The sequence below is a fragment of the Asanoa iriomotensis genome (assembly GCF_016862515.1).
Taxonomy (GTDB): domain Bacteria; phylum Actinomycetota; class Actinomycetes; order Mycobacteriales; family Micromonosporaceae; genus Asanoa; species Asanoa iriomotensis.
The window spans coordinates 1-13,401 of sequence record NZ_BONC01000116.1 but is presented as its reverse complement, the minus strand read 5'-3'; the positions used below and the strand labels follow the sequence as shown (position 1 = coordinate 13,401).

The 13,401-nt window shown below is 71.4% G+C and carries 14 protein-coding genes; 8 read left to right on the top strand and 6 right to left on the bottom strand.

Annotated features, from left to right (window positions below):
* On the bottom strand, positions 1-156 hold a 156-nt coding region (locus tag Air01nite_RS38955), incomplete at its 3' end, for a phytase (protein WP_239091270.1).
* Positions 157-428: 272 nt separating this feature from the next.
* Here Air01nite_RS38955 and Air01nite_RS38950 point away from each other — a divergent pair.
* Positions 429-947 carry a SigE family RNA polymerase sigma factor gene (locus tag Air01nite_RS38950; protein ID WP_203708441.1) on the top strand — a complete coding sequence of 173 codons (519 nt, stop codon included), beginning with the start codon at positions 429-431 and terminating at the stop codon, positions 945-947.
* Complete coding sequence (locus tag Air01nite_RS38945; protein WP_203708440.1) at positions 944-2,143, top strand: TolB family protein; 1,200 nt, start codon at positions 944-946, stop codon at positions 2,141-2,143. The genes Air01nite_RS38950 and Air01nite_RS38945 overlap by 4 nt, the downstream gene beginning before the upstream one ends.
* Positions 2,144-2,290: 147 nt before the next feature.
* Here Air01nite_RS38945 and Air01nite_RS38940 read toward each other — a convergent pair whose 3' ends face one another.
* The 5 genes from Air01nite_RS38940 to Air01nite_RS38920 are packed head-to-tail and all read right to left on the bottom strand — an operon-like array spanning position 2,291 to position 6,511.
* Positions 2,291-2,593 (bottom strand): hypothetical protein, encoded by a 303-nt coding sequence (locus Air01nite_RS38940; protein ID WP_203708439.1) that lies wholly within the window; start codon positions 2,591-2,593, stop codon positions 2,291-2,293.
* Between the two features lie 21 nt (positions 2,594-2,614).
* Positions 2,615-3,433: a DUF6807 domain-containing protein gene (locus Air01nite_RS38935; RefSeq protein ID WP_203708438.1), complete on the bottom strand. Its 819-nt coding sequence runs from the start codon at positions 3,431-3,433 to the stop codon at positions 2,615-2,617.
* On the bottom strand, positions 3,430-4,203 hold the full coding sequence (locus Air01nite_RS38930) for a sugar phosphate isomerase/epimerase family protein (RefSeq protein WP_203708442.1): 774 nt from the start codon (positions 4,201-4,203) through the stop codon (positions 3,430-3,432). The genes Air01nite_RS38935 and Air01nite_RS38930 overlap by 4 nt, the downstream gene beginning before the upstream one ends.
* Before the next feature lie 32 nt (positions 4,204-4,235).
* Positions 4,236-5,363 (bottom strand): DUF993 family protein, encoded by a 1,128-nt coding sequence (locus Air01nite_RS38925; protein WP_203708437.1) that lies wholly within the window; start codon positions 5,361-5,363, stop codon positions 4,236-4,238.
* Positions 5,360-6,511, bottom strand: a complete 1,152-nt coding sequence (locus Air01nite_RS38920; RefSeq protein ID WP_203708436.1) for a Gfo/Idh/MocA family protein — start codon at positions 6,509-6,511, stop codon at positions 5,360-5,362. The genes Air01nite_RS38925 and Air01nite_RS38920 overlap by 4 nt, the downstream gene beginning before the upstream one ends.
* 89 nt (positions 6,512-6,600) lie before the next feature.
* On the opposite strand from Air01nite_RS38920, the gene Air01nite_RS38915 reads away from it, so the two are divergent.
* From Air01nite_RS38915 to Air01nite_RS38890, 6 genes are all read left to right on the top strand, one after another.
* Complete coding sequence (locus tag Air01nite_RS38915; protein WP_203708435.1) at positions 6,601-7,617, top strand: LacI family DNA-binding transcriptional regulator; 1,017 nt, start codon at positions 6,601-6,603, stop codon at positions 7,615-7,617.
* A 252-nt stretch (positions 7,618-7,869) separates the two neighbouring features.
* Complete coding sequence (locus Air01nite_RS38910; protein WP_239091269.1) at positions 7,870-9,906, top strand: M14 family zinc carboxypeptidase; 2,037 nt, start codon at positions 7,870-7,872, stop codon at positions 9,904-9,906.
* Between the two features lie 84 nt (positions 9,907-9,990).
* Positions 9,991-10,596: a fasciclin domain-containing protein gene (locus Air01nite_RS38905; RefSeq protein ID WP_203708433.1), complete on the top strand. Its 606-nt coding sequence runs from the start codon at positions 9,991-9,993 to the stop codon at positions 10,594-10,596.
* Positions 10,597-10,650: 54 nt separating this feature from the next.
* The gene (locus tag Air01nite_RS38900; RefSeq protein WP_203708432.1) at positions 10,651-11,166 is read left to right on the top strand and encodes a SigE family RNA polymerase sigma factor; all 516 of its coding nucleotides are present in this window, start codon (positions 10,651-10,653) and stop codon (positions 11,164-11,166) included.
* Positions 11,163-12,269, top strand: a complete 1,107-nt coding sequence (locus Air01nite_RS38895; RefSeq protein ID WP_203708431.1) for a hypothetical protein — start codon at positions 11,163-11,165, stop codon at positions 12,267-12,269. Before Air01nite_RS38900 ends, Air01nite_RS38895 begins: the two co-directional genes overlap by 4 nt.
* 106 nt (positions 12,270-12,375) lie before the next feature.
* Positions 12,376-13,401 (top strand): phytase (locus Air01nite_RS38890; RefSeq protein WP_203708430.1); only part of this gene is annotated, 1,026 nt, incomplete at its 3' end.

Below are 13,401 nucleotides of genomic sequence, written 5' to 3'. Positions count from 1 at the left end.
GCCCTGGCTGGAGACGATCACGTAGCCCGTGCCGCCCGGGCCGTAGTAGACGTCGACGCCCTCGGCGTCAGCGGTCAGCCGCGTGCCGCCGTACCCCTTGGCGTCGGGGTCGATCGGCTCGCATGAAGGGGCGGCCGCGGACGGCCGTCCCTTCACCGTGTGCCGGTTTCCCGACAACGGCTTGCACGAAAAATCTCCCTCGGGCCGGCAACTCCCGGCGGGTCAGCGCGCATCTACCAACGCGCAACACCCACGGGGCTTGCCGGCCGGCGCCCACCATTCATCGACCTGGGGAGGACTTGGTGGGAGTGTCGTCAGCGGCTGCGGCCAATGCGGACCCACTGGCCAGTGCGGACCCATTGGCCAGTGCGGACCCATTGGCCAGTGCGGACCCATTGGCCAGTTCAGGCAGAGAGAGGTTGGTCGGCGTGGAGTCATTGGCCGACGAGTTCGACGCGTTCGTGCGGAGTCGCACGCCGTCGTTGTTGCGGTCCGCGTTCCTGCTCACCGGGGATCAGCACCTTGCTGAGGACCTGGTGCAGAACGCGTTGATCCGTACGCACCGGTCATGGCGGAGCCTGCACCACTCCGGCAACGCGGAGGCGTACACCCGGAAGATCATGTATCACCTGCAGGTCGCCTGGTGGCGGCGAGGCAAGGTGATGGAGTCGCTGGCCGCGGACGTGCCGGAGGCGCCGCGCGGCGGTGACCACGCCCACGCCACGACGGTGCGGCTCACCCTGCGGGCGGCGCTGCTCCGGCTGACCAACCGCCAGCGGGCGGTGCTGGTGCTGCGGTTCTTCGAGGATCGCAGCGAAATCGAGGCGGCCGAACTGCTTGGCGTCTCGGTCGGCACCGTCAAGAGCCAGACAGCCAAGGCTTTGGCCCGGCTACGCACGATCGCGCCTGAATTGAACGAGTTCTACTTTACGGGGGTGGCCCGATGAACGGCGTCAACACGCAGCAGTTCCACGACGACCTCGCCGACCTCGCGGACCTCGCCAAGCCGGTGGACCTGCGCGACCGGGTGCTGCAGGGGTCACGGCGGCAGTCGCGGCACCGGGCCGTCGCGGTCTCGCTCGCGGCCGTCGCGGTCGTCGCGGCCGGCGGAGTCACCTTCGCGGTGGCGTCCGAACCCAACGGCTACGTCGGGCCGGGCACGACGCCGGTCCCAACGGTCACGGGAGCTCCGACTCCCGGCCCCACCGCCTCGGCGACTCCGGACCGTCCGGTGACGACGGGCACCCCGGGCACGCCGGGCACCTCGAACTCGGCGGCGAAGTTCACGCTGGGTCCGTGGAGCGAGTCCGGCGGCAAGTCGTCGCTGCCCGGGACGCTGTACTACCTGACAGGCGGGCCCACCGGGCCATTCAAGATCAATGTGCTGGCCGACGACAAGCTGCGCACGGCATCGCTGCGGGGCACGCTGGTGCAGAACGACTGCGTACGCCAGTCGATCGTGTTCTCGCCCGACGGCAGCTCGGTCGCGTGGGTCGAGAGCGACGAGCCGGCGTCCGACCTGGGCGCGCTCGTCGTGGCGTCGCTCGACGGCGGTGGGAGCAGGGTGGTCCTGCCCTCGGGGGTCGCGTGCCGCTCGGGTGCGGGCCCGAAGTGGATGCCGGACTCGCGCCGGCTGGTCGTGGCCCGCAGCAACGATGCGCGCATCGTCGACGTGAACACGGGGGCGACGACGGCGGCGCCGCTGGCCTGGCGCGATTACCTGGCCTTCTCTCGCAACGGCGCCTACGTCGCATACGGCGAGCAGGGCAGGATCGTCACCACCACCGCGGCGGGCAAGGTCGTCAAGCGGGTGCCGTACGACATCAACTGCTGCACCGGCGGCTTCACGGTCCAGAGCATCTCCGACGACGGCCGCTACGTCGGGGTCAGCTTCCACAACAGCGACCCGGGCACGGTCCGCAACGCGATGAAGATCGTCGACATGACGACGGGCAAGAACGTCGACCTCGGCATGACCGGCCCGGACGGCGTGTCGATCAAGATCCTCCTGGTCGGCGCGGACCGGCTGTTCGCGACCGCGATCACCGACACGTCAACCGACGTGACCCTCGACAGCCCGGGCAAGGACGACGTGTCGATCCCCGTCACGGGTCGGCTCGAGTTCGGCACCTATCGGCCTTAGCCGACAACCCGCAGGACTGCGCCGCCGGTGGACGCACACCGGCGGCGCACTCCGTGGCGGTCGGCGATCGGCACCCCGCATCGCATCCGGCCAGCCGCGGTCCATCGCCGCGGCGGCGCCTCCGTCGTGCCTGGCAATGGCGACCGCTCAGCCGGACAGGCAGCTCCCGTCGGGGAGCGGGCCCACGAGCTGATATGAGCCGTCACCCGCGGGGAACGACTTGACGTGACCCATGATGCAGCCGTCCGGGAACCGAGCCGCGTACAGCAGCGTGCCGCTCGGCGCCGGGTCGTCCGGGCGGGCCAGCCGTACCGTCACCTCGTCCGCTCCGACCTGGTCGAGCAAGCCATGGGCGATGCCGACGTCCTGGTCAGTGGGCGGGTGGGCCGACCGGCGACCCTGGCACGCGGGACGCAGCCGCAGACAGCCGCCGCCCGCGACGCGGGTCACGGTCGGTGTGCGCTTATAACGTCAACCAGAGCTGAGGTCAGGCGCCGCGCCGGCGGCGCCGAGCGTGTCGATGCCGGGAGTGCCGTCGGCGACGAGGACGCGGAGGTGGCGGGTGAGGGGCGCGTCCGGCGTCACCACCGCCGGATGGTCGAAGGCAAGGGCGGCGCAGACGCCCGGATAGATGCCGGTCCGCACGAACCACCGGTCGTCTCCCTCGAGACCCCGGAACACCAGGGTGTACGGCCCCGGCCCGGTCAACGCCAACCACGCCGCGCTGCTGCCGTTGACGTTCTCCTCGCCCGCCGCGTCGGCGGTGAACACGTGCGTCTCGCCCGGTGTCGCCCGCCAGAAGAAGCCGCCGTAGCCGGCCCCGCCGGGGCGGCCGTTGGTCGCCGGGCTGCCCAGCGCGACGGGTCGCTCCGCGAGGAGCGTGAAGTCGACCGCCAGCTCCCAGCCGAGCGCGCATCTCCGGGCGGCCAGGTGTCGCTCCTCGGTGAGCAGCACCACGCCGTATTTGTCCCGCCATTCCATCCGGTGCCGCAGACCGTCGTCCGACGGCAGCCAACCCGTGTGCACGATCGCGCCGTGGTCGGCGAGCCAGGTGTAGCCCTGGTCGCGAACCCAGGTGCGGCCGCCCCACAGGTTGGTGCCGTCGACGTCCTGCATCGTGACCGAGACGCCCAGGTGCCAGTTGTGGTCGTCCGGCGCGAAATCGGTGACCGTGACCCCGCCCAGCGTGCGCACCGGATGCAGATACGGGCGAGATCCTTGGCTCACGTCGACCGCAGGATCGACCACATAGGACGCCACGACCACGCCGTCGACGGACAGCTCCGTCATCCCTCGACCGTCTCCCGGTAACCCCGCAGCGCCGCGTCGAGCACCTCGTCGCCCGGCCGGTCCCAGACCGACGCCGAGAACACCTCGACCTCGACCGGGCCCGTGTAGCCGGCGGCATCCACCGCGCGGCGGAACCGGCGGTTGTCGACGCAGCCGTCGCCCGGCAGGCCGCGGCCGAGAAGCACGCCCGCCGGCAGCGGGGTGACCCAGTCGGCGACCTGGAAGCAGGCGATCCGGCGGTGCCGGCCGGCCCGCTCGATCTGCGCCCACACCTGGTCGTCCCACCACAGGTGATAGGTGTCGACCACGACCCCGGCCGCCTCGACCGGGTGCGGTGCGACCAGGTCCAGCGCCTGGCCAAGGGTGGAGACGACGCAGCGGTCGGCGGCGAACATCGGGTGCAGCGGCTCCACCGCCAGGCGCACGCCGGCCGCGAGGGCGTGCGGCACCAGCCGCCCGACGGCGTCGCCCACGTGTGCGCGGGCGCCGTCCAGGTCACGGCTGCCGGCGAGCAGGCCGCCGGAGACCAGCACCAGCACGGGTGCGCCGAGCGTCGCCGCCTCGTCGATGGCGCGCCGGTTGTCGTCGTACCAGCCGGGCTCGTTGAAGAAACCGCCGCGGCACAGGGAGGTGACCGACAGGCCCGCGTCGCGTACCAGAGCGGCGGTCTTCTCCAGGCCGAAGGCCGAGGTCTCCTCGCGCCAGAGGCCGACGCCGCGGACGCCGGCGCGGACGCAGCCGGCGACGAGGTCGGGCAGCGGCCAGTGCATGGTGGTGGCCGAGTTGAGCGCGAACCGACTGCTCACTGCGGGACTCCCACTGTGATGGACCACGCGCGGGCGCGGGACGCGGCCAGGTCGGCGTCCGGGAGCACGCCCGCCGCGTCGGCGAGCCGGATCAGCGTGCCGAGGTGCCGCGGCGACCGGCCGCTCTGCAGTCCGCCGACCATCGTGAAGTGGGTCTGGTGGCCGGCCAGCCAGGCGAGGAACACGATGCCGGTCTTGTAGTAGAAGGTGGGTGTGCCGAACACGTGCCGGGCCAGCGGCACGGTGGGCGCGAAGATCTCGTCGTAGCCGCTCAGGTCGCCCGCGTCCAGCGCTCGCAGCGCGGCCGCCGCCGGTGGTGCGATCGCGGCGAAGATGCCGAGCAGCGCGTCGGAGTAACCGGCCTCGTCGCCCTTGATGAGCGCCGGATAGTTGAAGTCGTCGCCGGTGTAGAGCCGCACCCCGGCCGGCAGCCGGCGGCGCAGGTCGACCTCGAAGGCCTCGTCGAGCAGCGAGACCTTGATGCCGTCGACCTTGGCGGTGTGCGCGCCGATCAGCTCGAGCACGGTGGCGACCGGGTCGGGACCCCAGTAGCCGGCCAGCGCCGGGTCGAACATCTCGCCGAGCCAGTGCAGCACCACGGGTCCGTCGGCCTGGCGCAGCAGATCGCCGTACACGTCGAGGTAGTCGTCCTGGTCGCGAGCCGTGGCGGCGAGGTGGCGGCTGCACATCAGCACCGGCGTCGCGCCCGCGACCCGCACGTCGGCTAGCTGCTCGGCATACGCCTTGCGGACCTTGTCGAGGCTCGCCGTGCCCGGCGGCAACTGGTCGGTGGCCACGCCCGCGACGATCGGGCCGGCCGCCTCCCGCGCGCTGCGCCGGATCAGCTCGCGGGTCGCCGCGTAGTCGAGGCCCATTCCGCGCTGCGCGGTGTCCATCGCCTCGGCGACGCCGAAGCCGTGCGACCACAGGTGGTGCCGGAACGCGAGGGTGGCGTCCCAGTCGAGGGCGGCCGGCGCGCCCGGGGTGTTGTCAGCGCCGGGATCGGCGACGACGTGCGCGGCCGCGTACGCGACCCGGCTCGTGAATCCGGCCCCTGGCGTCGCGTAGGCGGCGCCCTTGCCGCTGAACGTGAACGGCCCGTCGGGCAGCACGACCGTCGTCACGGCGCCAGCTCCGGGATGGCGACCCGCCGGCCTTCGCGCGCCGACAGCGCACCGAGCTCGGCGAGCTGCACGCCGCGGGCACCCGCCCACAGATCCCACGTGTACGGGGTGTCCTCGGCCACGTGCCGCAGGAACAGCTCCCACTGCTCCTGGAAGCCGTTGCGGAACTCCTCGTTGTCGGGCACGAGCTGCCACTGCTCGCGGAACCGTTCGGTGGCCGGGAGGTCGGGGTTCCAGACGGGCTTCGGCGTCGTCGACCGGTGCTGGACCTTGCATTCGCGCAGCCCTGCGACCGCGCTGCCGGCGGTGCCGTCGACCTGGAACTCGACGAGCTCGTCGCGGTAGACCCGGACGGCCCAGGACGAGTTGATCTGCGCGACGATGCCGCCCGCGAGCTCGAAGATCCCGTACGCCGCGTCGTCGGCGGTCGCCTCGTAGGGCTCGCCCTGCTCGTCCCACCGGCGCGGGATGTGCGTGGCGACGTGCGCGGTGACGGCCTCGACCGGCCCGAAGATCTGCTCGAGCACGTAGTGCCAGTGCGGGAACATGTCGACGACGATGCCGCCGCCGTCGGCAGTGCGGTAGTTCCACGATGGACGCTGGGCGGGCTGCCAGTCGCCTTCGAACACCCAGTAGCCGAACTCGCCGCGCACGCTGAGGATGCGACCGAAGAAGCCGCCCTTGACGAGCCGGTCGAGCTTGCGCAGGCCCGGCAGGAAGAGCTTGTCCTGCACGACGCCGTGCTTGACGCCCGCCGCGTCGGCGAGGCGGGCCAACTCGACCGCGCCGGCCAGGTCGCCGGCGGTCGGCTTCTCGGTGTAGACGTGCTTGCCGGCGGCGACGGCGGCGCGGATCGCCTTCTCGCGCGCGTTGGTCACCTGCGCGTCGAAGTAGACCTCGACGTCCGGCCGGGCCAGCGCCTCGCCGAGGTCGGTCGTCCATTCGGTCAGGCCGTGCCGCTCGGCGATCGTCTTCAGCTTGGCGTCGTCGCGGCCGACCAGCACGGGCTCGGGCCAGAGCAGCGTGCCGTCGCGCAACGGCAGGCCGCCGGCGTCGCGGATCGCTAGCAGCGAGCGGACCAGATGCTGGCGGTAGCCCATCCGTCCGGTCACTCCGTTGAGGATGATCCCGATGGGTTTGCGATCCACGTTCCCCTACCTCCCCAGGTAAGCGCTTTCCTGGGAAAGGTATCGAGCGGGATGGTTGTAGGCAAGGGCTTACCCGTATGATCTCGGGCGTGGCCACGCTGGACGACGTCGCGCGCCGGGCGGGCGTCTCGACGGCGACCGCCTCGCGCATCATCAACGGCAGCAGCAAGCCCGTCAGCGCCGCGCTGCGCGACCGGGTCGAGGCCGCCGTGGCCGACCTGCACTACGTGCCCAACGCCCACGCCCGCCAACTCGCCCGCTCCGAGCGCACGGCCGTCGGCGTGGTCGTCCACGACGTCTCCGACCCCTACTTCGCCGAGATAACCCGCGGCCTGCAACGGGTCGCCACGACCGACGGCCGCCTGGTCATCATCTGCAACACCTACCGCGACCCGGCCCGCGAGCTCGATTACGTCGAGTTGCTGCGCGCCCACCAGGTGGCGGCGATGGTGCTGGCGGGTTCGGGCTACCACGACGCGGGTTTCGCCCGGGCGCTGCGCGGCAAGCTGCGCGCGTACGAGCTGACCGGTGGCCGGGTCGCGGTGATCGGCCGCCACGACCGCACCGGCGACGCGGTGGTGCCCGACAACGAGGCCGGCGGCTATCTCGCGGGCGAGCACCTCTACGCGCTCGGTCACCGCGACGTCGGCGTGATCGCGGGCCCGCGCAACCTGACGACGACCACCGACCGGCTGACCGGCGTCCGGCGGGCGGCCCGCTCCCACCACCGCCCGCCGCCGAAGGTGGCCTACGCGGACTTCGACCGCGACAGCGGCGCCAGGGCGACGGCCGACCTGCTGGCCGCCCACCCGCGCCTGACGGCGATCGCGGCGCTCAACGACTCGATGGCGGTCGGCGCGCTGGCCCACCTGCGCGGCGTCGACCGCCGGATCAGCGTCATCGGCTTCGACGACATGCCGATCGCCCGCGACGTGACGCCGGCCCTGACCACGATCCGCCTGCCGCTCGCCGACATGGGCGCCCTGGCGATGTCGCTGGCCCTCTCGCCTCCGTCGCCGCACCCGCGCGTGGAACGCGTACCCGCGGAACTGATCGCACGTGAAAGCACGTTCCCGCTCGACGCAACGCTGAGCGTACGACCGTAACCCAATTGTCATCTGACAGCTTGTCGGTATGTGCGGGTTGGCGTCGGTAGCCGGGCTGGCCTGCCGCAACGGCCAAACGAAAGGCTCAAGAGTTACTCAAGATCGTTGCGATGGGCCCATGAGGACGGTCAGGCTGACGGGCACCGATGTCTAGCTCAAAGACAGGTTCCCCCACCTGGAGGTTCAATGAAACATCGGCGGTCTATGGTCATCGGACTTTCCGCCTTGCTAGCTGCCACTCTCTCACCGGTCGTGACGTCCACCGCGGCGTTCGCGGCTGAGCCCAACCAGGTAACCGACCTCACGGTCAGCCAGGCAGACGGGTTCGCAACGGTCGCCTGGACGCCGGTCGACGGTGCCACCGACTACCAGATCGAGCGCACCGCGGTCGACGCGGCGGGCAACCCGACCGACACCGCGCGGGTCGTCGGCGTCTGGCGGCCGAACCGTCAGATCAACAACGAGTCGCCGACGTTCGCGGACGCCGGGTTCAACCCCGGTGACCGCTTCCAGTGGCGCGTCCGGGCCCGCATCGGCACCGCCGAGCAGCCCTACTCGACGGCGGTCGCCGGCACCACCAAGGCGCCGTGGGGTGACCCCACCACCGCGGGCCAGAACCTGCGCACGCAGTGGGAGACCACCAACGCCGCGCAGTACACCAGCGACGTCAACGAGTACGCCTACACGGCGGAGGTCGACCGGCTGAGCGAGCGGGTGCGGGTGGTCGAGATCGGCCGCACCGTGCAGAACCGCCCGATCAACATGTTCGTCATCGGCTACCCGACCCCGCCGGCGACCCCGGCCGCGGTTGCCGCGACCTCGCCGCTGGCGGTCAACTGCAACGTCCACGGCAACGAGCCGGGCGACCGCGAGGCCTGCCTGATCATGGCTCGGCAGCTGGCGTTCAGCGACGACGCCCGCACGCTGGACCTGCTCAAGGCCACCACCGTCCTGATCATCCCCACGATCAACGGTGACGGCCGGGCCGCCAACACCCGTGGCAACACGACCGGCCAGGACCTCAACCGGGACTACTCGCTGATCCGCCAGCCGGAGACCGCGGCGTACGTGCGGATGCTGCGCGACTACCGCCCGGTGGCCGGTTACGACGGTCACGAGTACGGCAACAGCCAGGCCGGTGACCTGCCGATGCTGCCGCCGCGCCACCAGAACGTGGCTCAGCAGATCTTCGACGAGTCGCTCGACATGATCGAGAACCACATGTACGTCGAGGGCGCCAAGGACGGTTGGTGGGCGTGCCCGTACGGCTGCGCGAACGGCAGCGGTGTGGGTCTGTCCGAGGAGACCATCCTGCGCAACACCCTCGGCCTGAAGAACACGGTCAACTCGCTGCTCGAGCTGCGCAGCTCCGGCGGCGCGACCCGGCCGGACGAGAGCAACACGGCGAACAACCGTCGCCGCAAGACCTTCTCGGCGCTGTGGACGTTCAACCAGTTCATGGACTACCACCACGCCCAGGTCGGCGACATCAAGAAGGCGCGTGGCGAGGCGATCGAGTTCCAGGCCGGCAACAACGGCCGGATCGTCTTCCGGGGTTCGCGGGTCGTCCCGCTGCACCCGGCGCCGCACCCGGGTGAGGCCGGTCCCCGCGAGGACCTGCCGACCGCGGACATGATCCTCGACAGCGCTCCGTGTGCCTACAAGCTCACCGAGGAGCAGTACAACGGTGCCCGTACCGACGGTCCGAACGACGTCGGTGCCACGGTCGCCGAGCGGATCGCCGCACACGGCTGGAAGGTCGTCAAGGTCGCCGACGGCTACATCGTGCCGCTGGCCCAGCCGGAGCGGGGCCTGATCCCGCTGCTGCTGGACGAGCAGGCCGAAGAGGAGTGGGTGTCCGGTGAGCGGGTCTACCCGACCCTGACCGGCACGCACAACGGCCCGCTGACCATCTCGGGCTTCGCCTGCCTGTCGGGCGCGACGGTCAACGGTCCGGTCAACGTGCGTCCGGGCGCGACCCTGGTCGCCACCAACACGACCATCAGCGGTCCGGTCAACGCCGCGAGCGCGGCCGGGGTCTTCCTCGGCGAGAGCACGCTGCGTGGCCCGCTGTCGGTCGCGAACACGAACGGCCCGGTGACGGTCATCGGCACCAAGGTGTCGGGCCCGGTCAACGTCGCCAACAACACCGGAGGCGCGGCGCCGTACATCGCCGGCAACAGCATCAGCGGCCCGCTGAGCTGCGCCGGCAACAGCCCGGCTCCGACCAACCTCGAGGTTCGCAACACGGTCGACGGCCCGCGGGCCGGCCAGTGCGCCACCCTGTGATGATCTAACCCCGACGCGTCGGCGGGCCGGACCGGGAAGCCCGGCCCGCCGATGTCGTCACCTTTTCTTTCCTGGAGGTCTCCGATGCGGCGCACGCTCGCTCTGGTCCTGTCGGTCTCGTTGCTGGCGGCGGCCGGTTGCAGCGGTTCGGACGCACCGGTGACCCCCGACGGCCTCGCCGGGCCGCTCTGCGCCGAACTGCCGGCGGGCGACGAGCCCGGCAACCCGACGGCGCTGTCCCGCGAGAAGGCGGGCGAGGCGCTGAGCTGGATCACGGTCCTGACCACCTTCGACGGCGCGATGCGCGCGTCGGAGCTGTTGCCCGAGCTCGAGGGCAAGCAGGCGATCACGGTGCTGGCGCCGTCGGACGACGCGTTCGCCGCCAAGTTCTCCCAGGACAACCTGGACGAGCTGATGATCAAAGACAAGGACACGCTGCGTACGCTGCTGCGCGCGCACATCGTCGACCGGTCGCTGAGCCTGGAAGACCTGCGCGACGCGGACTCGATCAAGACCCTGGACGGCACGACGGTACGCGTGTCGTCGGCGGACGGTGACATGGCCCAGATCGGCGACGAGGCCCGCACGGTGTGCGCGGACTACCGCATCGCCAACGGCCGCGTCCACGTGATCAACCACGTCCTCGGCAACCTCCCCACCACCGCGGGCCAGGGCGACTCGGGCCACTGAGCGGCATCTGCCGTCGGCGCAGAACCGGATCGGGCGAAGCTGCGTCTTGAGGGTATGCGGACACCGTCATCGGTCGAGGACGAGTTCACCGTGTTCGTCACGGCCAACTACGGCCGGCTGCTGCACGTCGCCGACCTGATCGTCGGTGACGCCGGGCGGGCGGAAGAACTCCTGCAGACCGTCCTCACCCGCACGTTCCTGCGGTGGTCCGAGGTCAGACAGGACAACCCCCTGGGCTACGTGCGAGCCGGGCTCGTCAACGGGCGCACCGACTGGCTACGGCGCGGCTTCGGGCGGGAGCAGCCCACCGAGACGATGCCGGCCGTTTCGCTTGTTCCGGACCATTCGGAGCAGGTGGTCGGCCGGGACGCGGTGCAACGCGCGCTGGCGGCGCTCACCCGTCGCGAGCGGGCCGTGATCGTCCTGCGCTACTACGAGGATCTCAGCGAGGCCGAGATCGCGCGCATCCTCGACATCGCGGCCGGCACGGTGAAGAGCACCTGCGCGCGCGCCCTGGTCAAGTTGCGCGTCTCGCCCGACCTCGCGCTTTCGGAGGAGGCACTGTCGTGAACACCATCGAAGATCTGCGGAACGCACTCGACTACGCCGGGCCGGCGGCCAGTCCCGACGTCGGTGCCATCATCGCGCGTGGCCGGCGCAGGCGGCGGGCCCGCCGGTACGCCGCCGCCGGCGGGGTCGCCGCGGTCGTCGCCGCGCTGGTGGCCGTCAACCCCTTGGACACCGGGCCCGGCGTCCACCCCGACATCGAGCTCAACGGGTCGCCGCCCGATCCCGTGCTGGTGGCCGCGATGACGACGGACGCGTCCGACGCACCCGAGCGGTTCGACCCGCTGGTGCGCACGTTGCACGTCGGTTGGGTGCCGGCGGGTCTCAAGGACGAGCAGGCGGAGATCGGGACGACGGAGCAGAGCTTCGCCGGCTTCGACGTCGGCTGGGCCGACGGCGGCACCGACCTCGGCCTCGTCGTGACGGTGCTCGCCAGGGGCCGACCGGTCACGGACTTCGCCGGCGGCGCGCTCGGGCTGCCGATGGATGCCAAGGAGCGGTCGACCGACGACGTCAACGGCCGGCCGGCCGTCTGCCTGACCGACCCGGCCGTTCGCGGCTCGTGTTCCGCACTGCGGTGGGAGTACGCCCCGGGCGCGTGGGCGCGCGTCTCGTACGCCGGCAGCAGCGGTCGCACCCCCGCGGCGGCCGCGGCCGTGGCGCGCAAGGTGGCGGAGTCGGTGCGGCTCACCGCCGGCGAGCCGATCCGGCTGCCGTTCACGCTCACGGGCGCGACCGCGGAGCTGTACCCGGCCCGCAGCCTGGTCCGGGTCAGTGCCGACGGGAAGCTCTGGGGCGCGGATCTCTGCCTCGTCGACACGGCCGCCGAGGCGGACCGTCCCTCTGGCGAACGGCGGCAGCTCGTCGTGGGCGTCGACAAGAACGCCGATCCCGGGAGCCGGCTCGGCCGGGACGACGCGCCCAACACCATTGTGGATGGTCACGACGCGCGGCGGTCCGCCACGTCCCTGGTGGTGTGGAACGTGTCCGGCACCCGGGTCTTCAGCGAGTTCCAGAACCTGGACGGCGACCCGGCGGCCGCCTACGACGACCTGGACGTGCTCGCCGATCCGGCCGACCCCGCCCGCTGGCCCGCGGCCCGGTAGTCGACCCGCCGGAGAGTTCGACTGATCTACATCTGACGGTCAACCAGCCGGCAGGTCACCAGCGGAGGGTCTTGCTGTGAGTCATACCTTCCGTAACGTCGCATCCGTGGGCGCGGTCGCAGCGGTGTTCCTGGCCGCCGGCCCCGCGAGCGCGCACCCCATGACAACGCATCCGTCGCACCGCGACCCCGCGGTCGTGACCACCGACAACGAGACCCCCGTCCTCTACGACGACGACGAGGGCGGCAACGCCTCCGGCGACGACCCGGCCATCTGGGTCCACCCGAAGGACTCCCGCAAGTCCATCGTGATCGTGACCGCCAAGGAAGGCGGCCTGCGCGTCTACGACCTCGGCTCCAAGGAGATCCAGTCGCTCGAGGCGACCGAGGCGCCGCGCGCGGACACCGCCAAGGGCCGTTACAACAACGTGGACATCGCGTACGACGTCCGCCTCGGCGGCCGCAACGTCGACGTCGCGGTCGTCTCCGACCGCTACAACGACCAGCTCCGGTTCTTCCGCATCGACCCGGCGGGCGCCGACGCCCGTACCCCGTTGGTCGAGGTCACCGCCCCCGACCAGAAGTTCCTCTTCAACCCCGACCGCGAAGCGGTCGACGAGGAGCACACGGCGTACGGCCTGGCGGTCTGGCAGCCCGGGCGCGGCGAGACCTACGCGGTCGTCACGCAGGAGGGCGCGACCGCCATCGCGACCGCACGGATCGTCGAGATCGGCGGCAAGCTCGGCTACACGAGCATCAAGACGGTCACGATGCCGGGCAGCTTCCCGCTGCCGGACGGCACGACCTGGACCCCGTGCGAGGAACCGGGCGTGCTGCCGCAGTTCGAGGGCGTGGCGGTCGACCAGAAGACCGGCGTTCTCTACGCGGCGCAGGAGGACGTCGGCCTCTGGCGGGTTCAGCTACCGCTGACCTCGCGGGTCGCGCCGAAGCTGATCGACAAGACCACGGACTTCGGCATCCACGACGCCTACAACGAGGAGACCGAGGAGTGCGAGCCGATCGACCCCGACGCCAAGGGGTACGGCGGCACGCGGCTGACCGCGGACGCCGAGGGCGTCGACGTCTACTACGGCCCGGGCGGCACGGGCTACGTGATCGTCTCCAGCCAGGGT